Origin of the sequence: Acinetobacter sp. AOR18_HL (assembly GCF_027855145.1) — a bacterium.
Classification (GTDB): Bacteria; Pseudomonadota; Gammaproteobacteria; order Pseudomonadales; family Moraxellaceae; genus Acinetobacter; species Acinetobacter pittii.
The window spans coordinates 213,664-236,645 of the sequence record NZ_JAKTIG010000005.1 but is presented as its reverse complement, the minus strand read 5'-3'; the positions used below and the strand labels follow the sequence as shown (position 1 = coordinate 236,645).

General features: G+C 40.3%; 17 protein-coding genes. 7 read left to right on the top strand and 10 right to left on the bottom strand.

The features are described from left to right. Positions 1–10: 10 nt before the first annotated feature. The gene (locus tag MKL51_RS01865; protein WP_228716640.1) at positions 11–1,123 is read right to left on the bottom strand and encodes an alpha/beta fold hydrolase; all 1,113 of its coding nucleotides are present in this window, start codon (positions 1,121–1,123) and stop codon (positions 11–13) included. Positions 1,124–1,422: 299 nt separating this feature from the next. Between MKL51_RS01865 and MKL51_RS01860 the strand changes: the two genes are divergently transcribed. Beyond that, positions 1,423–2,688: a glutamate-5-semialdehyde dehydrogenase gene (locus MKL51_RS01860; protein ID WP_017482033.1), complete on the top strand. Its 1,266-nt coding sequence runs from the start codon at positions 1,423–1,425 to the stop codon at positions 2,686–2,688. A gap of 68 nt (positions 2,689–2,756) precedes the next feature. Here MKL51_RS01860 and MKL51_RS01855 read toward each other — a convergent pair whose 3' ends face one another. The 5 genes from MKL51_RS01855 to edd all read right to left on the bottom strand — a co-directional run bounded on the left by MKL51_RS01855 (position 2,757) and on the right by edd (position 9,130). Then, positions 2,757–4,385, bottom strand: coding sequence for an NADP-dependent glyceraldehyde-3-phosphate dehydrogenase (locus tag MKL51_RS01855; RefSeq protein WP_017482032.1), 1,629 nt, complete (start codon positions 4,383–4,385; stop codon positions 2,757–2,759). A gap of 167 nt (positions 4,386–4,552) precedes the next feature. Next, a complete protein-coding gene (locus MKL51_RS01850) occupies positions 4,553–5,065 on the bottom strand; it encodes a gluconokinase (protein ID WP_014208329.1) in 513 nt (170 codons plus the stop codon). Positions 5,066–5,082: 17 nt separating this feature from the next. Next, entirely contained in the window at positions 5,083–6,441 is a 1,359-nt protein-coding gene (locus tag MKL51_RS01845; RefSeq protein WP_002115035.1) for a GntT/GntP/DsdX family permease, read from the bottom strand. Positions 6,442–6,626: 185 nt separating this feature from the next. Continuing rightward, positions 6,627–7,256, bottom strand: coding sequence for a bifunctional 4-hydroxy-2-oxoglutarate aldolase/2-dehydro-3-deoxy-phosphogluconate aldolase (gene eda / locus MKL51_RS01840; protein ID WP_009390833.1), 630 nt, complete (start codon positions 7,254–7,256; stop codon positions 6,627–6,629). 20 nt (positions 7,257–7,276) lie between these two features. After that, positions 7,277–9,130: a phosphogluconate dehydratase gene (gene edd, locus MKL51_RS01835; protein ID WP_017482031.1), complete on the bottom strand. Its 1,854-nt coding sequence runs from the start codon at positions 9,128–9,130 to the stop codon at positions 7,277–7,279. Between the two features lie 659 nt (positions 9,131–9,789). On the opposite strand from edd, the gene MKL51_RS01830 reads away from it, so the two are divergent. From MKL51_RS01830 to MKL51_RS01810, 5 genes are all read left to right on the top strand, one after another. Continuing rightward, entirely contained in the window at positions 9,790–9,909 is a 120-nt protein-coding gene (locus MKL51_RS01830) for a hypothetical protein (protein WP_014208326.1), read from the top strand. Beyond that, entirely contained in the window at positions 9,891–11,093 is a 1,203-nt protein-coding gene (locus tag MKL51_RS01825) for an acetate/propionate family kinase (protein WP_032005610.1), read from the top strand. Before MKL51_RS01830 ends, MKL51_RS01825 begins: the two co-directional genes overlap by 19 nt. Positions 11,094–11,138: 45 nt before the next feature. Continuing rightward, positions 11,139–13,283 (top strand): phosphate acetyltransferase, encoded by a 2,145-nt coding sequence (pta, locus tag MKL51_RS01820; protein WP_032005611.1) that lies wholly within the window; start codon positions 11,139–11,141, stop codon positions 13,281–13,283. A gap of 227 nt (positions 13,284–13,510) precedes the next feature. Further along, positions 13,511–15,037 (top strand): fumarate hydratase, encoded by a 1,527-nt coding sequence (locus MKL51_RS01815; RefSeq protein WP_002115045.1) that lies wholly within the window; start codon positions 13,511–13,513, stop codon positions 15,035–15,037. Positions 15,038–15,179: 142 nt separating this feature from the next. Next, complete coding sequence (locus tag MKL51_RS01810) at positions 15,180–15,734, top strand: DUF2059 domain-containing protein (RefSeq protein ID WP_032005613.1); 555 nt, start codon at positions 15,180–15,182, stop codon at positions 15,732–15,734. A 24-nt stretch (positions 15,735–15,758) separates the two neighbouring features. Here MKL51_RS01810 and MKL51_RS01805 read toward each other — a convergent pair whose 3' ends face one another. From MKL51_RS01805 to tig, 4 genes are all read right to left on the bottom strand, one after another. Further along, on the bottom strand, positions 15,759–16,475 hold the full coding sequence (locus MKL51_RS01805) for a DUF2846 domain-containing protein (RefSeq protein WP_014208323.1): 717 nt from the start codon (positions 16,473–16,475) through the stop codon (positions 15,759–15,761). Positions 16,476–16,627: 152 nt separating this feature from the next. Beyond that, complete coding sequence (clpX, locus tag MKL51_RS01800; RefSeq protein ID WP_002114726.1) at positions 16,628–17,941, bottom strand: ATP-dependent Clp protease ATP-binding subunit ClpX; 1,314 nt, start codon at positions 17,939–17,941, stop codon at positions 16,628–16,630. 105 nt (positions 17,942–18,046) lie between these two features. After that, the gene (gene clpP / locus MKL51_RS01795; protein ID WP_002114870.1) at positions 18,047–18,652 is read right to left on the bottom strand and encodes an ATP-dependent Clp endopeptidase proteolytic subunit ClpP; all 606 of its coding nucleotides are present in this window, start codon (positions 18,650–18,652) and stop codon (positions 18,047–18,049) included. Between the two features lie 193 nt (positions 18,653–18,845). Then, a complete protein-coding gene (gene tig, locus MKL51_RS01790) occupies positions 18,846–20,180 on the bottom strand; it encodes a trigger factor (protein WP_002114878.1) in 1,335 nt (444 codons plus the stop codon). Positions 20,181–20,594: 414 nt separating this feature from the next. On the opposite strand from tig, the gene MKL51_RS01785 reads away from it, so the two are divergent. After that, positions 20,595–22,883: a TonB-dependent receptor gene (locus MKL51_RS01785; protein WP_032005620.1), complete on the top strand. Its 2,289-nt coding sequence runs from the start codon at positions 20,595–20,597 to the stop codon at positions 22,881–22,883. Positions 22,884–22,982 lie beyond the last annotated feature (99 nt).

The following is a 22,982-nucleotide window of genomic DNA, read 5'->3' as shown; positions in this document are numbered from 1 at the left end:
ATTTACGGAATTAGGTCGACCACTTACCCAAGTTACGCCTTAAATTTGGCTCAATTAGGGGCGCTTTGCCTTTCAAATCTTTGTGCAACAAAGCCGTGTTCGGTTGCAAAACTGGAACTCGCTCTTCACCACGGCGCTCCATCTTTTGCATCTGGTCACGCGTCATTGGAATAATACCATCTAGATTTTGGATAGATTCACCCTTCAAAAATGAAGTGAACAAACTCATGGTTTCTTTACGGCGCTGTAATTGAGGCACATGATCAGCGTTTGCAATAAGCGCAAATTCCATATCTGGACATTGCAAAGCAAAATTGGCATTTTCATGAGGCAGAGTAAAACTGTCGTACTGCCCTGCTGCAACCAACGTTTTGCACTCTGGAATAGGTACATCTGTTAAACGCAAAAGACGATTACAGTTAATTTCATAACGTTCTCGCTCAGTCCCCGTAAACTCGGCCATTTGTCTAAAAAATAACTTTTTAGCGGTTGGTGACATACGAGTTTTATCTAATTTTGCATGATTAACTAAATACAAAATAACAGCTTGCCCAAACTCTTCCATGCGGTTTTCCTGCATGAGTTTGAGCGACTCTTCCAAAATCATTCGCCAACTTTTACGAGTCTTTTGCATAACTCCCATCAAGATCATACGATCCATCAAATCTGGGCGCTGATGAGCAAAACAAGAGGCAATCACGGACCCTAAAGACATTCCCATTACAGAAACTTTTTGTATTCCAACGATATCTAACCAACGTCCTAACATTTCAGATAAATCAGGAAGTTCTAAAGTACCCGCAGATACTCCTGTGTCGCGATTAGTAATTTGCTGATTTGCACCCATCGAAGGTAAATCAATTAAAATAACCGGACCACTTTCAAACAATTGTTCAACACAATATTTATAAGAATTAAAATTCTGGAAAGCACCACCAACAATCACAATCGGCGTTTTGTGAATCGTTTTAGGATCGGCAATTGCCATATATTCAATTTTCCAACCGTCAATCCATGTTGTACGAGCAGGTTGTTTAAAACTATCTCTATGGTAGATATCGAAAAAGCCAAAACCGGCATAAGCTTGGTTGATCTCCGAATCCATTTGAATAATGGAATTCATATCCTTGCTTCCTCCTTGCTGTAATTTTTTTATGCTGCAAGAGTTCCTTCTTGAACACGTAATCTTTTATGCACAAAACTTTAAAATTTGTATTAGTTTGTATTGCACAATAACATTCTAAACAATTGTCTGAAATATACGCAATCGCTGAAATGACCGCTCATCTTGTTTAAGTCGCTAATAGTTTGCAAAATATTTAAATGTTTTTTTATGGCGGTCACATTTTTCAAAAAAAGCCATTCATTGTTCCGCATTTGACTGCTACTATCTTACTCATTGGTAAATGATTAAAAAATGCTATGCAAGATTCAATTGAACAATATATGCAAAAAGTTGGGCAACAAGCACGCGAGGCCTCACGCGTCTTAACAAGTGCTTCTACCTCACTAAAAAATCATGCACTCTCTGCTATTTATACTGCTTTAGAAAATAATCAGGCAGCAATTTTGGCGGCGAATCAAATCGACATGGATAAAGGTCGTAGCAACCAGCTCGACAGCGCCTTACTTGATCGTCTTGAGCTTACGCCCGCACGCTTTAAAGGGATGTTGCAAGGTTTAAAAGATGTGATCGCGCTTGTCGATCCAATTGGGGAAATTACGGATCTTGCATATCGCCCCACAGGTATTCAAATTGGAAAAATGCGTGTACCTTTAGGTGTTGTTGGTATGATTTATGAATCACGTCCAAACGTAACACTTGAAGCTGCATCTTTAGCGATTAAATCAGGCAATGCCATTATTTTACGCGGTGGTTCAGAAGCACTCGAATCAAATAAAGCAATCGCAGAAGCAATTAAGCATGGTTTAAAAGTTGCCGGTTTACCTGAGCATTCAGTACAAGTCATTGAAACTTCTGACCGTGCAGCTGTTGGTCATCTCATCACCATGGCTGAATATGTAGATGTAATCGTTCCACGTGGCGGTAAAAGCTTAATTGAGCGCGTAACCAACGAAGCGCGTATTCCTGTCATTAAACATCTTGATGGTAACTGCCATGTATTTGTTGAAGCACAGGCCGACTTGCAAAAAGCTTTACCAATTACATTAAATGCAAAAACACATCGTTACGGTGTTTGTAATGCGATGGAAACACTGCTTGTTGATGAAAAAATTGCAGACGTTTTCTTACCACGCATTGCCGAACTGTATACTGAAAAACAAGTTGAATTACGTGGCTGCCCAGAAACACGCCGTATTTTGGGTGCCTCTGTAAAACCTGCAACAGAAGAAGATTGGTATACCGAATATTTAGGGCCAATTCTTGCTGTTAAAGTGGTTAGCGGTATTGATGAAGCAATTGACCATATCAACAAATATGGTTCACATCACACCGATGCAATTGTGACTGAAAACTACACTTTAGCTCGTCAATTCTTAGCTCGTGTAGACTCAAGCTCAGTTGTAATCAATGCTTCAACTCGTTTTGCTGATGGTTTTGAATATGGCTTAGGGGCAGAAATTGGTATCTCTACAGATAAAATTCATGCCCGCGGTCCTGTTGGCTTAGAAGGCTTAACTTCTCAAAAATGGATTGTGTTAGGTGACGGTCAAATTCGCCAATAATTAATCTATGAGTTCAAATAAAAACGCCTGATCAATTTCAGGCGTTTTTTTATTATTCAAGTTATTAATTAGAAAATAAAGTCGGTATTCACGAATTTAGAATAGTGCTCAGACACCATAGAGGCCAACATGCCTTTGCTATCATCTGTTTGTTTAGCAGCAATCATAGAACGGATAGAGAACGCTCGTAGAGCATCATGCACAGACAGTGTACCTTCCGCGGAATCTTTACGACCACCGAACGGGAATACATCAGGGCCACGCTGACATTGACAATTGATGTTTACACGACAGACTTGATGAACCAGCGGATCAACTAAATGGCCAATTTGCTCAGGGTCACTACCAAAAATACTCACCTGCTGACCATGATCAGAAGTAGTAACATATTCCAGCACAGTTTCAATATCATCATAAACAGAGACTGGTATCACTGGACCGAACTGCTCTTCACGATACAGTCTCATCCCCTCAGTCACTGGATAAACTACGGCTGGATAGAACATGGTTTTGCAGAACTCACCACCTTCCGGATTAACTACTTTTGCCCCTTTAGCCACAGCATCTTCAATCACTTCAGTCATGTAGGCCGTACGGTGCATACCTGGTAACGGAGTAATAAACACACCTTTTTCCCACGGCATACCTACTTTCAGTTTAGCCAGCTCCGTCGTTAAACGGTTAACAAACTCATCAGCTATCGAGCGGTGCACCATCAGCATTTTTAAAGCTGTACAACGCTGACCATTGAATGACAATGCGCCCAACAGACACTCTTTCACTGTCAGATCCAAATCAGCATCTGGCAGAATAATGGCTGCATTCTTCGCATCCAATCCCAAAATCGCACGCAGACGGTGAGATTTAGGATGTTGCTTCTTCAAGTGATCAGCCACTTTACTAGAGCCAATCAATGCCAGTACATTAATTTGCCCAGATGCCAATAGATGGGGTACCACTAGAGAGCCTGGTGCATAAATCGTATTGATCACACCTTTTGGAAATGAATAACGGAACGCTTCTAGTAACGGTTCAAACAACAAAGTCCCAAATTGAGGTGGTTTAAAAATAATGGTATTACCCATCAGCATGGCTGGGATCAGAGTTGCAAAGGTTTCGTTCAGTGGGTAGTTGTATGGTCCCATACACAACACTACGCCTAATGGAGTACGACGGATTTGTCCAATCGTACCTTCAGCAATTACAAAGCGGGAGTTGGCATTATCTAAATCTTTCAGAGCATCAATCGTTTGACGCATGTAGGTAATCGTACGGTCAAATTCTTTCTCTGAATCCGCCAAGCTTTTGCCAATTTCCCACATGATCAGCTTAATAATCAGATCTCGCTGCTCCACCATACGCTGAATAAAATTTTGCATACAGGCAATGCGCTCACCAACCTTCATCATTGGCCATTCGCCACGACCATTGTTGTAAGCCCTTACCGCTGCTTCTAGTGCTTCATCGCTTTCTTTTTCACCCATAACAGGATAACTACCAAGCTCAACTTGCTGTAGGCTACCGTCAGGCTGCTGAATCCAGATTGGAGATAATGTTTTCTTGGTTGCACCAGCCCATAGCTTCAACTCACCGTCCACTAATGAGACACGCTGATGAATTTGGGAAGGCAGACGCACACTTTCAGGAATACTGTCCACTACTGGGAATTTAAGCTGTAGATTATTTAACTGATTCATTCTTCTTAATACCTTATTATTCGTATGTCTTTTATATATTCCCGAACTCGCCCCTGTAATCAGGTTTTATTCGGGTCAATATCACTATTATTATCCGTACTCACCTTGCTTGAACCGTAAACCACAAGGTGAATATCTTAAAGCGTTGATAATCTTTCTAGATGAATTTACCCCCGACACACACTATCAGTCACCCCTAGCTTCTGGATGACTTGTTCAATAATCTGTTCTGGTGTGAGAGCAATATCAATAGCAATTGCTTCATTCACATCAGGTTCCTCTAATGTGTCTAGCTGGGTTTGTAGCAACGCTGGGTCAAAAAAATGACCTGATCTTTCTGCAAGTCGTTGCTGTAATAACTCATAAGAACCTTTTAAGTAGACAAACTTAACATTCTGATCCTGACCTCTTAAAATATCGCGATACATGCGTTTTAAAGATGAGCATGTAAATACAGCCGTTTCACCGTCTCTCTGTTTGGTTTCAATGGCCTGACGAATTGCCTGTAACCATGGCAAGCGGTCTTCATCAGTTAAGGGAATACCTTGACTCATCTTACTTTTATTTGCAGCTGAATGAAGCGTATCGCCATCAAGGAACTCACAAGCCAAACGCTCTGATAACAATTCACCAATTAGGGTTTTACCTGTTCCACAGACACCCATTGCAATCACAATCATGGATTACTCACCTTTAATTATAAAATAGTGCTAAGCAGTAGCGTGAAAGATAAACCCAACACTGAAATGATCGTTTCTAATACTGACCAAGTCTTGAGTGTCTGCCCTACTGTCATACCGAAATATTCTTTGATTAACCAGAATCCTGCGTCATTTACATGTGAGAAAACTAATGAACCTGAACCTGTGGCAAGTACTAAAAGTTCTGGCCTAACTGCGACACCCGCCGTAGCTGCAATTGGAGCGACAATACTACACGCTGTAGCCATAGCCACCGTTGCCGATCCTGTTGCCAAACGAATCAGTGCTGCAACAAACCAGCCTAACAATAACGGCGATAAATTTGCCTTCAATGCTGTAGAAACAATCTCATTAGAAATACCGGTGTCACGCAAAATGCCGCCAAAACCACCACCAGCACCTACAATCAACATAATCCCAGCAATAGAAGCTAAACACCCACCGCAGAATTTTTCAATTTGTTCACGGTTAAAGCCCTGCATCGTACCAAAGGTAATAAAGCTGACCAGTACGGCAATGAGTAATGCGATATCAGAAGTACCAATAAAACGTAGCAAATCATTTGCGAAAGTCTGTGGTGCAAAGAACAGATCAGCCCAGCTTCCAACCAACATTAATACTACAGGCAGCATAATTGTGAATAAGGTAATCCCAAAGCTTGGTAGCTCACGAGTTCTATTCGTATCTGCTTCAATAAACTGCTTCGCTAACGGGTTATTCTCAGGCAATTTGACGTATTTGTTGATCCACAATGCATACAGTGGCCCAGCGACGATAGCCGTTGGCACACCCACTATCAGACTATAAGCAATCGTTTTACCGATATCAGCATGGTAAGCCTGTACTGCCAACAGTGCCGCTGGATGTGGTGGAATTAACCCATGCACAACCGACAAACCTGCAACCATTGGCAAGCCAACAACCAGTAAAGATTTGCCTGTTCGCTTGGCAATGTTGAATGCAATTGGAATGAGTAGAACGAAACCTACTTCGAAAAATACGGGAAGACCAACAATAAGGGCAATAAACATCATGGCCCAGTGAATATTTTTCTCACCAAACCACTTAATTAAAGTAATTGCTATTCGCTCTGCGCCACCAGACTCGGCCATCATTTTACCGAGCATTGTTCCTAGTGCGATTACAATCGCAAGGTGACCTAAGGTTTTACCTGTACCAGCTTCATAAGACTTAACAATATCACCCATTGGCATGCCAACAGCCAAGGCTAAACCGAGTGAAACAATAATAAGAACTAAAAATGGATAAATTCTAAACTTCGCGATCATGACCACTAAAGCAATAATCGCGATTACAGTGTAGATCAGTAACATGCCACCCTGAACCGTCTCCATGGGACACTTCTCCTTGGAATAATTATTTAGGCACACTGCCTAAACAAGGGTCTTCAACCACAGTAATTCCTACTGTTAAGACATTAAATTTTTATATTTAGGTGTGACCAGCACAAACTGGTCACATCAATACAGCCTTTAAAGCACATAAAATGCACTTCATTTTTTATAAATATCGACTACATCTACAGTGCTCTCAACTGACTCGCAATTTGTGCCAAGCGAGTAATTTCAGCCCAGTCTTGGGCAGCTACAGTAGCTTTAGGTGTTAACCATGAACCACCTACACAAACCACGTTAGGTTGTTTTAAGAAATCTGGCGCTGACTCTGCCGTAATTCCACCAGTCGGACAAAAGCGCAAGTTTGGAAATGGACCATAAAATGCTTTTAGCATCTCAACGCCACCTGCCTGTTGAGCTGGGAAGAACTTCACAATGTCATAACCCAATTCAATCGCTTGAATCAGGTCACTTGGTGTCATCACACCCGGCAATAGAGGTAAGCCAGCATCTTGCGCAGCCAAATGTAGGTCTTTAGTCAAACCAGGAGATACCCCAAATTGAGCACCTGCTTTTTTAGCTTGAGCACAGTGTTCTGGCTTGGTAATCGTACCTACACCCACCACAATGTCATCAGCTAATTGGCTAGCACGCTCAATAGCAGCAAGACCAGCAGCGGTACGCAATGTAATCTCAAGAACTTTCACGCCACCTGCATGTAAAGCACGTGATACATCCTCACCTTGCTCAGCAGAATCAAATGCCAATACAGGGATAACTGGGCCTAATTTGACGATATCTTCAATTTTAATCATTATTTTTCAGTTCCTTTGATTCAAATCTGCTCTGGTGAATTTTCACCAACCAATGCACCAAATACAGATGCTCCATGTTCAGCTGGCGCAGCAGCAGCACGGAAAACACCAAATAATTCACGGCCAAAGCCAACTTCGTTTTCTGCCTGATGTTCTGGCTGAGCAACAGGACGCGACTGCCAAGTCTGTTCATCTATTTCAACATCGAGTACGCCAGCCTCAGCATCAATGATTAACATATCGCCTGTTTGCACTTTAGCAATCGGCCCATTTAGTAAGGCCTCTGGAGATAAATGAATCACCGCAGGAACTTTACCTGAAGCACCAGACATACGGCCATCAGTGACTAAAGCAACGTGGAAACCTTGATCTTGTAAAACACCCAACACAGGAGTTAAACGATGCAATTCAGGCATACCGTTAGCACGCGCACCTTGGAAACGAACAACTGCAATAAAGTCTCGATGTAATTCACCACGATCAAATGCAGCTTGCACTGCTTCTTGAGAATCAAACACAATTGCTGGAGCTTTAACTTTACGGTGTTCTTGCGCAACAGCAGAAATCTTGATCACACCACGGCCAAGGCGACCTTGCATTAAACGCAAGCCACCATCTGGTTGAAACGGCGCATCAATGCTACGTAAAACTTTGTCATCAAGACTTTGAACCACACTGTCAACCCAAGTGAGCTTACCATCAATCAATTTCGGCTCTTTGGTGTAGTGCTGTAAACCTTTACCAGCCACAGTCGTTACATCGTTATGCAACAGACCAGCTTCAAGTAAGTTACGAATGAGGAAAGCGACCCCACCCGCAGCTTGGAAATGGTTTACATCAGCCTTACCATTTGGATAGATTTTTGCGAGTAATGGAACAACAGCCGATAACTCATCGAAGTCATCCCAGTCAATCAAGATACCAGCAGCGCGAGCAATCGCAATCAAATGCAAAGTATGGTTGGTTGAACCACCGGTAGCGAGTAACGCCACGATGCCATTGATAATGGCTTTTTCATCAATCACATGACCAATCGGCGTGTAGTTTCCACGCTCAACTGTTAAATCAAGTACACGAATCGCCGCTTCTGCGGTGAGTGCATCACGTAATGGTGTATGAGGATGAACAAATGCGGCACTTGGCAAATGTAAGCCCATTACTTCCATCAGCATTTGATTACTGTTGGCTGTACCATAAAAAGTACAGGTCCCTTGACCATGATAAGCAGCTGACTCAGCTTCTAGCAAAGCATCTCGGCCAACCTGACCCGTTGCAAATTGCTGACGAATTTTAGCTTTCTCATCGTTAGATAGACCACTGGTCATTGGGCCAGCTGGCACAAAAATAGTAGGTAAATAGCCAAACTGCAAAGCACCAATGAGCAAGCCCGGCACGATCTTGTCACAAACACCAAGACATAAAGCTGCGTCAAACATGTTATGAGACAATGCAATCGCTGTACTCATCGCAATGGTTTCACGAGAAAACAATGACAGTTCCATGCCAGCATTACCTTGGGTAATACCGTCACACATCGCAGGAACACCACCTGCAAACTGCGCTACTCCCCCATTTTCGCGAGCGGCATTTTTAATTAAATCTGGAAATGTTTTATATGGTGCGTGAGCCGACAGCATTTCGTTATATGAAGATACGATGCCAATATTTGGTTCACGGCCTACTTTAATAATTAATTTTTCATTATCGTCCATACTGGCAAAACCATGAGCCAGATTGGCACATGAAAGTGCTCCACGAGCAGGAAATTTGCCTTGTGCATGTTCAATACGTTGTAAATATGCAGAACGAGTTTTTTGACTACGTGCGATTACACGCTCGGTCACTTTTGCCAATATTGGATTCGGCAAGTCCATGCTGGACGCTCCTGTACAACCGGATAAGCCGGAACATAAAAATAGACCAAATGATATATTTCATCATCATTTGATAAGGGGAAGGAACAATATTATTAAGGCAAAAAGCGACATGCAAGCCCTAGTAAATTTTACGGTGATACCGGAGCATGGGTATTAAATACAAATTATGTTTAAGTTTTAAACAAGAAGCTGTTTTTATTTTTGGCTATATTTATTGGTATATTAGCCTCTAACAACTATGAGAAAATTCTCATAATATCAAAGCAATAAAATATTCTTATAAATGTATTTATACCGACTTTTTTATACTAAGTTTTATATTAAAAATGTTTATGATTTATATATTTTAACCTATATATAAACGATTAAAATTTAATTTCATTTACGTATATTATTTGTAATACTCCCCTATAGTTTGATTAAAATAACACCACTCCTTTTTTTTTAAAAAATTTATACCAAATATTTGAAAAATACATTAAATAGAAATTTACCTTTCATAAATATATACAAAAAACTCGTTTCTACACGTATAAAAAAACAAGGAATACAGTGGTTAAGCTTTATACTGGATAAATGTTAGTTACAAATAATTTGATGGTCGATAGTGCTTAAGTCTAATGGGCTAAAGTCTATCTTGGACAGAAAAACAACACATGTTAAAACATGACAACCCGTTCAATCTGTATCGAAAAATAATACATCTTGAACAGGAAGTTAGGAAAACTATTTTAAATCAGGACTTGGGTATTTCAACGTGGCTACATCAGTATTAGTTATCAATTGCGGCTCTTCATCTATTAAATACGCACTGGTTTCAGAGCGTCGTGAAGATCGTATTTACGGTTTAGCAGAAAACTTGGGGGCAGCTGATGCTCGTATTAAGGGAATTACAGTAGGTGGTGAACCACTTGAACTTTCAATCCCTTATGCTGACCATGCCAAAGCTTTAGAAACTTTACTTGCACGTCTTGCCAACTACAAACCGCAAGCAATCGGACATCGTGTTGTACACGGGGGTAGTTTAACCAAAGCAGAATTACTCACTCCTGAAATTATTGAACGTATTCGTGCTGCGACACCTTTAGCCCCACTTCATAACCCAGCACATTTAATTGGTATTGACGCAACCGTACGTCTATTTCCTGAATTACCTCAAGTTGCCGTATTCGACACTGCATTCCATCAAACCATGCCACCGCATGCATACCGTTATGCAATTCCTAAGTTTTTATATACTGACCACAACGTCCGCCGTTATGGCTTCCATGGTACAAGCCACGCCTATGTGTCTGACAAAGCGAGTGAGCTGGCAGGTAACCTGAAAAAAGGTGGATGGTTAACAGCGCATCTAGGAAATGGCAGTTCAACTTGCGCAGTGTGGAATGGACAAAGTGTTGATACCTCCATGGGTCTTACTCCACTTGAAGGTGTAGTGATGGGAACACGTAGTGGTGACGTTGATCCAAGCTTACATAGCTTCCTTGCGAAAAATCTCGGTTGGGACTTGGCTAAAATTGATAAAGTTTTAAATAACGAAAGTGGCTTACTAGGTTTATCTCAACTGTCTAACGACATGCGTACAGTGATTGAAGCTGCTGAAAATGGTAATGAAGATGCTTGCCTTGCAATTGAAGTGTTTAGCTATCGCCTTGCAAAATCACTTGCTGCATTAAGCTGTGGTTTACCGACTCTGGACGGCTTAATCTTCACAGGTGGTATTGGCGAGAACTCAGCCTATATTCGTGAAAAAACCTTAGCTTATTTACCTCATTTTGGTTTGCAGCTTGATAAAGATCAAAACAACAACCTAAAACGTGGCACTGAAGGGCGAATCGACAACGGAAATGGTCCACAAATTTGGGTCATTCCTACAGACGAAGAAGGCCGTATTGCCAAAGAAACTCGTCAAGTTGTTGAAGCGGCAGAAAATACAGCATCTGTAGCAAGCCTTGCTTAATTAGAGCTTAGCGAAAACTCGATATTCGTTTATTTATAGGTTTATATGAATACAATTTTATTGATTCCTACAGGCGAAGGGGTTGGCTTAACCTCTGCCTGCTTAGGCATGATTTACGCACTTGATTGCAACGGAATTAAAGCAGGCTTTTTAAAACCATTTTCTCAAGAAGACCAAGAGCATCTTGACCGAACCACTTCATTATTTGGTCATTTATTTCAAAGTAAAACTGTTCAATCTATTTCGCATGAAAAATTAACTCAGCTTATTGCCGCTGGGGAAGTAGATGAATTACTTGAAGAAGCGGTTAGCCTTCATCGTAGTGTTGCAGCAGACCATGATGTCATTATTGTGGAAGGCTTATTACCTAACGGACAAGATCACTTCGCCAGTGAACTTAACGCAAGTCTTGCACAAGCGCTTGATGCAGAAGTCGTGCTGGTCAGTACAGCAGATATTCAAAACCCGAAAAAAGCAGCAGAAAAGGTAGATGCTCATTTACGCCAGTTTGGTGGAGCAACATCAAATCGTACTGCTGGTGTACTCTTTATGCGTACCCGTGGATTAACCGAAGAAACAGCACAAATTCCTGTTGCGTTTGATCCATCGTTACGTCCCACTGAAGAAATCGCAAAATTTACGACTGAACTGCAAAAATATAATCGTTATTTTGGTTCTAGTGATTTACCGATTATTGGGCTGGTTCCATTTAGCAACACGTTAAGCGTACCAAGAACACTTGATATTGCAAATGTCATTGATGGGCAATGGGTACATCAAGGTGAAGCTAAAACACGTCGTATTTTGCATTCGAGTTTAATTGCTTCAAGCATTGAATATGAATTGAATAAGTTCATTGCAGGCGAATTAATTATTAGCGCATCTGAGCGTACCGACGTTTTACTTGCAAGTAGTTTGGCAACCAGCAATGGTATTCCTCTTGCAGGTTTAGTTCTTACCGAAAGAGAAGCGCCAGCACCAGAGCTTTTAGACTTTTGTCAAAGTGCAATTAAACAAGGGTTACCGATTTTACATACCCGTTTAAACACACTTGAAACTGCTCAGCGTTTATCTAATTTTGGCAATGAAATTCCAACAGACGATACCGAACGAGCTGAGCAAGTGACTCGATTTGTTTCAAGTCATATTGATGTTGAATGGCTTAAGCAGCATAGCAATAATGCCGCTACCCCTCGCCTGTCGCCATCGGCTTTCCGTCATGAACTGGTGCAAAAATCAATTGCAGCTAAAAAACGGATTGTGCTACCTGAAGGTGATGAACCACGCACCATTCAAGCTGCGGCAATTTGTCAGGCACGTGGTATTGCTGACTGTATTTTGTTAGCTAAACCAGATGCTGTGCACGATGTTGCCAAAGCACGTGGTATTGAATTACCTGCTGAATTGGCAATTGTTGACCCTGATAGTATTCGTGATCAATACGTTGCACCAATGGTTGAGCTACGTAAAGGCAAACTCAACGAGCTGCAAGCGAAAGAACAGCTTCAAGATACTGTTGTGCTTGGTACCATGATGTTAGCCTTAGATCAAGTCGATGGCTTAGTTTCAGGTGCAGTACACACCACAGCAAATACGGTCCGCCCAGCATTCCAGCTCATCAAGACAGCCCCTGATTATTCACTGGTTTCATCAATATTCTTTATGCTTTTACCAGATGAAGTTTATGTATATGGCGACTGTGCGATTAATCCAGACCCGACAGCAGAACAACTTGCTGAAATTGCAATTCAGTCTGCTGACTCTGCAAAAGCTTTTGGAATTGATCCGCGTATTGCCATGATCAGCTACTCAACTGGTACTTCTGGAACAGGTGCTGATGTTGAAAAAGTACAGCAAGCAACTCAAATTGCTCAGCAACGTCGTCCTGATTTACTGATTGATGGTCCACTTCAATACGATGCAGCTTCAGTTGAAAGTGTGGGTCGTCAAAAAGCACCAGACTCACGCGTTGCTGGCCGTGCGAATGTATTTATCTTCCCAGATTTAAATACGGGTAATACGACATATAAAGCAGTACAGCGTGCTGCAAATGTTGTGAGCGTTGGACCAATGCTGCAAGGCCTCAACAAACCAGTCAATGACTTGTCTCGTGGAGCATTGGTAGATGACATCGTCTTTACCATTGCATTAACGGCAATTCAGGCAGAACAGCAAGCCGCTGCCAAATAATTAATATAATTAACCTTTACTACCTCTCGCCATTTGATATTCGCTCAAATGGCTTTTTTATTTTAGTCATTCAAAAATAAATAATTTTCTGATTTGTCTCTTTTAAATCACATCAATATGTTCTTATGCGACTTTCGGTCAAAAGATCAACCAATCTCCCACAACACTGTCTTTTTGTCATATAATTTAGCCCGCTAGCTAACAGCCCGCTCAAGAGATTTTCTGGTATGACAACGATTATCAAACAAGATGACTTGATTACATCGATCAAGGACGCCCTACAGTTTATTTCGTACTATCACCCGCAAGACTTTATCCAAGCGATGAGCCGTGCTTATGATCGCGAAGAAAACAAAGCCGCAAAGGATGCAATTGCACAGATTCTAATTAACTCTCGCATGTGTGCGGAAGGTCATCGTCCAATTTGCCAAGATACTGGTATTGTTAACGTTTTCCTTGAAGTGGGCTTAGATGTTAAATTTGATTTAACGATGAGCTTAGACGATGCAGTAAATGAAGGTGTTCGCCAAGGTTACCTTGAAAACAGCAACGTTCTTCGTGCTTCTGTACTTGCTGACCCTGCATTTGGTCGTAAAAATACAAAAGATAATACCCCTGCTGTAATTCACTACAAACTCGTTCCGGGTAACAAAGTAGATATTACTGTTGCTGCTAAAGGTGGCGGTTCAGAAAACAAATCTAAACTTGCGATGCTTAACCCATCTGACTCAATTGTTGACTGGGTACTTAAAACTGTTCCAACTATGGGTGCAGGCTGGTGTCCTCCTGGCATGCTCGGTATTGGTATTGGTGGTACTGCTGAAAAAGCCATGATGCTTGCTAAAGAAGCGCTCATGGAAGAAATCAACATGGACGAATTACTTCGTCGTGGACCAGAGAACAAAATCGAAGAACTTCGTATCGAAATCTTTGAAAAAGTAAATGCACTTGGTATTGGTGCACAAGGTCTTGGCGGTTTAACGACTGTTCTTGATATTAAGATTAAAGATTACCCATGTCACGCTGCTGGTAAACCAGTAGGTATGATTCCTAACTGTGCTGCTACTCGTCATGCTCACTTCCAGCTTGATGGTACAGGTGTAGCTCATATTCAAGCACCAAAACTTGAAGACTACCCATCTGTAACTTGGGACTCTTCACAGTCTAAACGTGTAAACCTTGATACCATTACTCAAGAAGAAATGGATTCTTGGAAACCAGGTGACACATTACTTCTTAGCGGAACAATGTACACAGGTCGTGATGCTGCGCACAAACGTATGGTTGAAATGATCGACAATGGTGAAGAATTACCAGTTGATCTTAAAGGTAAGTTTATTTACTACGTTGGCCCTGTTGATCCAGTGGGTGATGAAGTCGTTGGTCCTGCTGGTCCTACAACTGCAACACGTATGGATAAATTCACACGTAAAGTATTAGAGCATACTGGTCTATTCGGTATGATCGGTAAAGCTGACCGTGGTCCTACAGCAATTGAAGCAATCAAAGACAACAAAGCAACTTACTTAATGGCAGTTGGTGGTGCGGCTTACCTCGTATCTAAAGCTGTTCGCGAAGCTGAAGTTGTTGCGTTTGCAGACTTAGGTATGGAAGCCATCTACAAATTCGTAGTTGAAGATATGCCTGTTTCTGTTGCAGTTGATGTAAACGGTACTTCAATTCACGCAGTAGCTCCAAAAATCTGGCAAGCGAAAATTGGAAAAATTCCAGTAGTCGATGCAGCAGCTGGCTAATCAAGAAAAGCACCGAATTCGGTGCTTTTTTTATGCATTCTTTTTTTATTTTAAAATCTGAAAAGAATTGTAACAATTACTTCGTCAATCTGTGCTATTAATGAAAGCACCCTCTCGCCAAATATTGAATATAGGTCATTTCATGACTATTCGCCCTATTCTTAAAAATCTCTCAATCAGCCTCTGCCTAAGCTGTATTACCACAAGCTTATTTGCCTCTCCTGCCAAATTAAGTTCAGTTAAAGAACTCATGCAAATGAGCCAAATTGATTACCTGCTTAAAGAATCAATTAATGAATTAACACCTTATTATGATCAACAGGCAGCACAGATCGTTAGTAATATCACGGGTATCAAAACTTTAGGTCCAAAAGAAAAAGAGGCCGCGAAGAAGTTAGGTTTACTCCTAAAAGATTCGAGCAATCAGCTCATTAGCAATCCAAAAACCGCCCAAGCCTTACAGGATATTTATCTTAAGACTTATACTGAAGAGGAAATTCAGGCTAATCTGAAATTTTTAAAAACCCCAGAAGGCCAATCAATTACACGCAAGAACGTGCAAATTATGGGGCAAATTTCAGAATATATGATGGAGTTGGGTCAACAGACCTTTAATGACCCTAAAGCAAGGGATCATATGCAAGAAGAGATGCTTAAAATTCTTGCCCCACTCATGAAAGATAAAGAAAAGTCTTAACTTTTCTTTATCTTTTGCAGCTCATTACCAAGTTAAAGGATTCCATAATTTAAATGGCTTAATCAGATGTACATCTGATTTTTCATCATATTTAGCAGGTTTTAATTCCTGTGGTTTATGTCGAATCTTTCCTGAAGTATCTTCAGCAACAAAGTTGTAGCTAGAAGATTTAAGCTCGGTAAATGCTATCTCTCTACGTCCAATATTGTCTTGCATTAACATAAATGGACCAGTATGTTCACTTCGGTCCATTTTATTTTCTTCATCATATTTCAAATAATAAGACGTTCCCGCCTCAACAGTGATATCAATATATTTTGGTTCTTGAAAATGGATACCAAGTAAAGGGCGACTTGCTGAAAGACGATACGTTCCTGCTGGTAATTCAATCCAGTAATAATGATTATGTAATAGACTCGGAATGCGCTTACCATTCACAAAGAGATTAATCGCTGCAATTTCCTGACGATTCCATTTTGTGTCCGGTCGATATAGATAAACTACAGCAGCCTGTTCATTTTGTGGTTTAATTGGAGCAAAAGTCTGACCCAATTTTTGGTTGACCCACCCTCCCACAGTAAAACCGCCTAAATGATATTGATCTAATAAACCAGGTTCTTTTTCAACATCAACTTTAGGTAGAGTCGCAGTCAATTCACTCGGATTTTTTTCTAAATGAGATGAACTTTGACAGCCCACAAATAGTCCTGCACAGCACAAAGATACGATTAAATAACGCATGGCATCCCTCAAAGCGTTTTGTTTTTGATTTATTTTTTACACCGCAAAACTATGCGTATTTTGTATTTTTAAGATTAACACTACCCATATAAATTGAAAACAAAAAAAGCATGAATCACTAACGCGATTCATGCTTTTTAGATGAATGAAATCTATGCAGACTTCGAATCAATAACCTTTAAATCTGCCTTAGCAACACTTTCATGCGTTGCAGCTTCTTTAGGTTGGCGTTCAGCCTGATAAACAGGTTCTGCTTCACCATTAATGACTGCTTCATTAATAATGACTGTTCCAACATCTGTACGACTTGGTAAATCATACATAGTTTCAAGCAGTACGTTTTCCATAATAGAACGTAGACCACGCGCACCCGTATTACGTTCAAGCGCTTTTTTAGCAACAGCACGTAATGCAGAATCTTCAAAGATCAGATCAACATTTTCCATAGTGAAAAGATATTGATACTGGCGTGTTAATGCATTTTTTGGCTCAGTCAAAATTTGCATTAAAGCTTCTTCGTCTAGCTCTTCAAGTGTCGCAATCACTGGTAAACGACCAATGAATTCTGGAATTAAACCAAATTTCACTAAGTCAGTTGGCTCAACCTGACGGAACAATTCAGCAAGCTTTTTGGTTTCATCTTTGTTTTTAACGTCAGCTGTAAAACCAATACCGCCTTTCTCTTGACGCTGTTGTACAATTTTTTCCAAGCCAGAAAATGCACCACCACAAATAAATAAGATATTTGAGGTGTCAATTTGGATAAATTCTTGCTGTGGATGCTTACGACCACCTTGAGGAGGAATCGAAGCAACTGTACCTTCAATCATTTTTAATAATGCTTGTTGTACACCTTCACCAGACACATCACGCGTAATTGATGGATTTTCAGATTTACGAGTAATCTTATCAATCTCGTCGATATAGATAATGCCCTTCTGAGCCTTTTCTACATCGTAGTCTGCCTTTTGCAAAAGCTTTTGCACAATATTTTCAACATCTTCACCCACATAACCCGCTTCGGTTAATGTTGTTGCATCTGCCATCGCAAATGGAACATCTAAAAGGCGAGCTAATGTTTGCGCAAGTAAAGTTTTACCTGAACCAGTTGGTCCAATCAGTAGAATGTTACTTTTAGCAATTTCTACTTCTTTAGACACATGGCCATTATGGCCCACTTTCAAGCGTTTATAATGGTTATAAACCGCAACAGAGAGTGTCTTTTTGGCAAGATCTTGACCAATAACATATTGATCAAGCGCAGCACGTATTTCATGTGGTTTTGGCAATGCCTTGCTCGCCCAGTCACCTGCTTCAACCTGTTGGCTGGTTTGTACAAGGTCTAAGCAGACATCCACACATTCATTACAAATATATGCGTCCTCACCTGCAATCAGTTTCCCGACTTCAGACTGCGTTTTACCGCAAAATGAACAATGTTTTTGTCCTTGAGGATGTTCGGACATATTCACTCCACAAATAGAATCTTAAATATTAGGGCAAGATGCACTGCATAAATAACTAAATGGAGATCTTTTTCAACATCTCAAGTTATTTATATAAGAAGGTCCTTATGGACGCTTACTTAACACCTGATCAACCAGACCATATTCTTTAGCAGCTTGGGCTGTCATAAAGTTATCACGATCAGTATCACGAGCAACGGTTTCATAGTCTTGACCACTGTGCTCTGCCATTAAGCGGTTCAAACGTTCTTTAATAAAGAGAATTTCACGCGCATGGATTTCAATATCCGATGCTTGACCACGGAAACCACCCAATGGTTGATGAATCATGACACGGGCATTTTCTAAACAATAGCGTTTGCCTTTAGCGCCCGCATTTAACAAGAATGCACCCATTGAAGCAGCTTGCCCCATACAATATGTCACGACATCAGGCTTAATAAACTGCATTGTGTCATAAATGGCCATGCCCGCTGTCACAGATCCACCTGGAGAGTTGATATAAAGGTGGATATCTTTATCAGGATTTTCAGCTTCTAAAAACAACATTTGGGCAACAATCAGATTTGCCATGTTATCTTCAACTTCACCTGTCAAAAAAATGACGCGCTCACGTAAAAGTCGTGAATAAATATCAAAAGAACGTTCGCCGCGAGAAGATTGTTCAACCACAACAGGAACTAAAGCATTTTCAATTGTTGGAACATACATACGTTATTTATTCCTAAATTTTTTGTGACTTAACCTATGGCAACAATATGCGGGATAATTTCTCAAATTGCAAAAGGTTCGCACTGAAATATTATATTATTTATACCTAAGTACTTAATGCCGCACTCTAATTGACCACATAAAGAAAAACAAAAAAGGCGCCTCAGGCGCCTTTTTCTGACTTCTTAAAAGATTAGCCCATACGGCGAGCTTGTTGTTCTTTCAATAAGTCATCATAAGATACAGCTTTATCAGTCACTTTAGCACCAGCTAAGATGTGATCAACAACTTGATCTTCTAATACAACTGCTTCGATTTGAGCACGTTGTTGAGCATCATTTTTGAAGTATTCAATCACTTCAGTTGGATCTTCGTAAGAAGAAGCCATGTCGTCAATGTAAGCATCAACGCGAGCTTGGTCAACTTCAAGTTTAGCATCAGCTAAAACTTTGCTTACCAATACGCCAAGCTTAACAGAACGCTCTGCTTGTTCTTTGAACAATTCGTCAGGAAGCATGCTCTTGTCAAAAGATTGCGCGCCTGCACCACCAAATTGTTGAGTGAACTGTTGAACCATTTGTTGACGTTGGCGGTCAATTTCTTGCGCAACCATTGCAGTTGGAACTTCAACTTCGTTCGCAGCAACAAGTGCATCAAAAGCAGCTTGTTTAACTTGGTTACGTAAACCATTGCGAACTTCACGTTCCATATTCTTACGAACGTCAGCTTTTAATTTCTCAACGCCTTCTTCTTCAGTTACACCGAAGATTTTCAAGAATTCAGCATCAATTTCTGGAAGTTTTGATTTTTCAACTTGCTTCACAGTGATTTTGAACTGAGCTGCTTTACCAGCCAAGTTTTCAGCTTGGTAGTCTTCTGGGAAAGTAACATCAATTACTTTCTCTTCACCAGCTTTCATACCAATGATGCCGTCTTCAAAGCCAGGAATCATACGACCTGAACCTAACACAAGTTTAAAGTCTTCAGCAGAACCGCCTTCAAACTTCTCACCATCGATAGTGCCTTCAAAGTCAAAAGTCACTTGCATGTCTTTTTTCGCCATACCCTTGGTTACAGCCCAAGTTTGACGTTGTTTTTGCAAGTTTTCGATCATAGCGTCAACGTCAGCGTCTTTAATTTCAGCTGATTTACGTTCAACTTCTAAGCCGTCAAATGCTTTTACTTCAACTTCTGGATAAACTTCTACAGTTGCTTCAAAAACTAAAGCGTCTTCTTTATGTTCAACTTTCTCAATGTTCGGCATACCTACCGCATTGATTTTTTCTTGTTGAATTGCTTCAAAAACGCTATCACGAATGATGTCATTTACAACTTCTTGATAAATGCTTGCACCGTATTCGCGACGAACAACGTTTTCAGGTACTTTACCTGGACGGAAGCCGTTGATCTTCACAGTTTTGGCAGTGCGCTTCAAACGAGCTTCAAATTGCTCGTTAATACGGCTCGTCGGTACAGACACATTTAAACGACGGGCAACGCCCGAAACCGCTTCAGTCGTTACTTGCATGGCTTCCTCGATAAAAATTAGTTAGTAGGAACAGTTTTTAAAAAAGTGCTGTATTATATGACAACTTTCAAGATATACAAAATTAACCGATCACTTCATGTAAGTGAAGGACATTATTCTAGTAAATTTCACAGTAATTTTATGATTCTTTAAATATTTTTCATAAGTACTTAAGTAAAACTAATTTTTTAGTTATTCTTTATAAATCTAAAATTACAATTAAACTTTGAATTTAATCGCTTTAATAAACAATTACTAATAATCAGTAGATTAGCCATATAAAAGTACAATTTACCATTCAATTATTCATTTTCTCTTCATAATTCAATTGGCAAATCCAATTAACACAAACTGTACATATAAATAAGAATTATTATTATTCGCATAACCTTTTAGTTTTAGAGTCTTGAAGTTATGTCTTTGATTAGAACACGTAAAAAAATTGTTTCTTCTGCAATAGCTTCATCGCTATCAATGATTGCAACAACAGCCATGGCGCAAGAAGCAGTTTCCCAATTACCAACAATTCATACTAAAGCGACTCAAGAAGAATCTTTAAAAGTAGATCAGTCTGCAAACTCTAAATTCGTAGCTCCTCTCAAAGACACACCAAAATCAGTCTCTATTCTTTCTCAAAAATTAATTAAAGATACAAACTCTAATACCCTACTCGAAGCATTACGCTATGAACCTGGTATTACATTAGGTGCTGGTGAAGGCGGCACACCGTTTACAGATATGCCTTACATTCGTGGTTATAGCGGTCAATCTTCTATCTATGTCGATGGCGTTCGTAATACGACTTCCCAAAACCGCGACATGTTTGCCATTGAACAAGTTGAAGTTATTAAAGGCTCTTCTTCTGCCCTTGGTGGTGGCGGTAGCGTAGGTGGAAGCATTAACTTAATCCCTAAAGTAGCTCATGAAGGTGACGTTTACCAAGGTAGCGTTCAAGGTGGTACTGACAACTATCGTCATATACAACTTGATGCCAACAAAGACTTTGGCAACGGAGTTGCTGGTCGTGTTGTTATTATGGGTCACGAAAATGAAAAAGCTGGTCAAAGTAACGGTGCAGAATATGCCCGTGCCGGTATTGCCTCAAGTCTTGCATTTGGTTTAGATACGGCAACTCGTGGAACACTAAGCTACTACTATTTACGTAGTAACGATGAACCTGATGCAGGTATTCCGTTTAACAATGCAAACCCAACGAAACCTCCTGTTGGAGTTATTGTAACTCCTGGTGACGGCAAGCCTGTTGATGTAAAAGCTGGAACCTACTATGGCTGGAAAGCGCGTGATTTCGACAAACGCGAAAACCACATTGGTACGTTTAAGCTAGAACATGATTTTAATGAAAATCTTACCTTGTCTAATATAGCAACCTACAACAAATCCAAATCTGATTATGTTTATACGAATGCTGATGACTCTAAGGGTAATATTTACAGAGGCACAATCGCTCGCCGTGCGTTAAGCCGTATCTTAGATAGCGATGCTTATAGCGATCAGCTTTCTTTAAGAGGTAAATTCAACACAGGTAGCCTAAAGCATTCTTTTAATGTTGGTACCGAGTGGAGCTTCCAAGAAACTGATCAGGGTGTACATACTTTTACTAATGCTGCTGGTGAAACCACATCGACCATTTTAGACAGCAATATTCAAAACTGTACTTCAGCTGCTGCTGTGGCAAATGGCTGGTGTACGAGTTTAAATAATCCTGGAAATGGTGCCTTCACAGATAAGCGTGGATCTATCACAGCACAATCGACCACTCGTAGTCATAATGTAGGCGTGTATGCTTTAGATAGTATCGAATTTAATCCACAATGGTTACTTAACTTAGGTGTTCGTTGGGATAAATTTGAAACTGAGAAAAAATATAATAAGGACGTAAGTGGACGTACTCCTCATAAAGCTGGTGATAAATTAGAAAGCGATACAGATTACTTCTCTTACCAAGCTGGTTTAGTTTTTAAACCAACAGAAGATGGTAGTATTTATTTAAGCTATGCTACGTCAGCAAACCCAGTAGGTGTGCTCGCTGAAGGTGATACAGGTTCAGATTCTATTAGCGACTCAGGTGCTGCAAGTGCGAGTGCAAATGATCTAAAACCAGAAGAAGCTCGTACTTTTGAGTTAGGAACTAAATGGGACCTGTTTAATAACCGTGCTAATTTAACAGCAGCAGTTTTCCGTACTGAAAAGCAAAATACACGTATCCAAATTGATCCGAACACGACAGCCAATGCTGGTAAAAGTAAAGTTGATGGATTCGAAATTAGTTTGAACGGGAAAATTACCGACAAATGGGATGTTTCTACAGGCTATAGCTATTTAGATAGTGAAATTACTGAAGCTGCATATAATGCGGTTGCTCAAGAAGGTAAACCATTACCATTTGTAGCGAAAAACAGTGCTACCTTATGGTCTACTTACAGAGTAATGCCTCAATTGACTTTAGGCGCTGGTGTTGAATATCGTGATCAAGTTTTTGTGAACACAACTGCACCTAAATATTTGCCAACTTATACCATTTACAATGCTATGGCTAAATACGACGTGAACAAGAATGTAAACTTACAGCTTAATATTAATAATATTTCTGATAAGCGTTATTTCACTAGTGCACATGCAGCTCACTACGCATTTGAAGGCAATGGTCGTAATGCTGTCTTAGCGATTAACTTTAAGTACTAAGGTTAAATTCCATAATTTATTTATGGAATTAATTAAAGTTCATATAAAATAGCCTCGTCATGAGGCTATTTTTACAAATGAAGTATTTATATTAAAAGG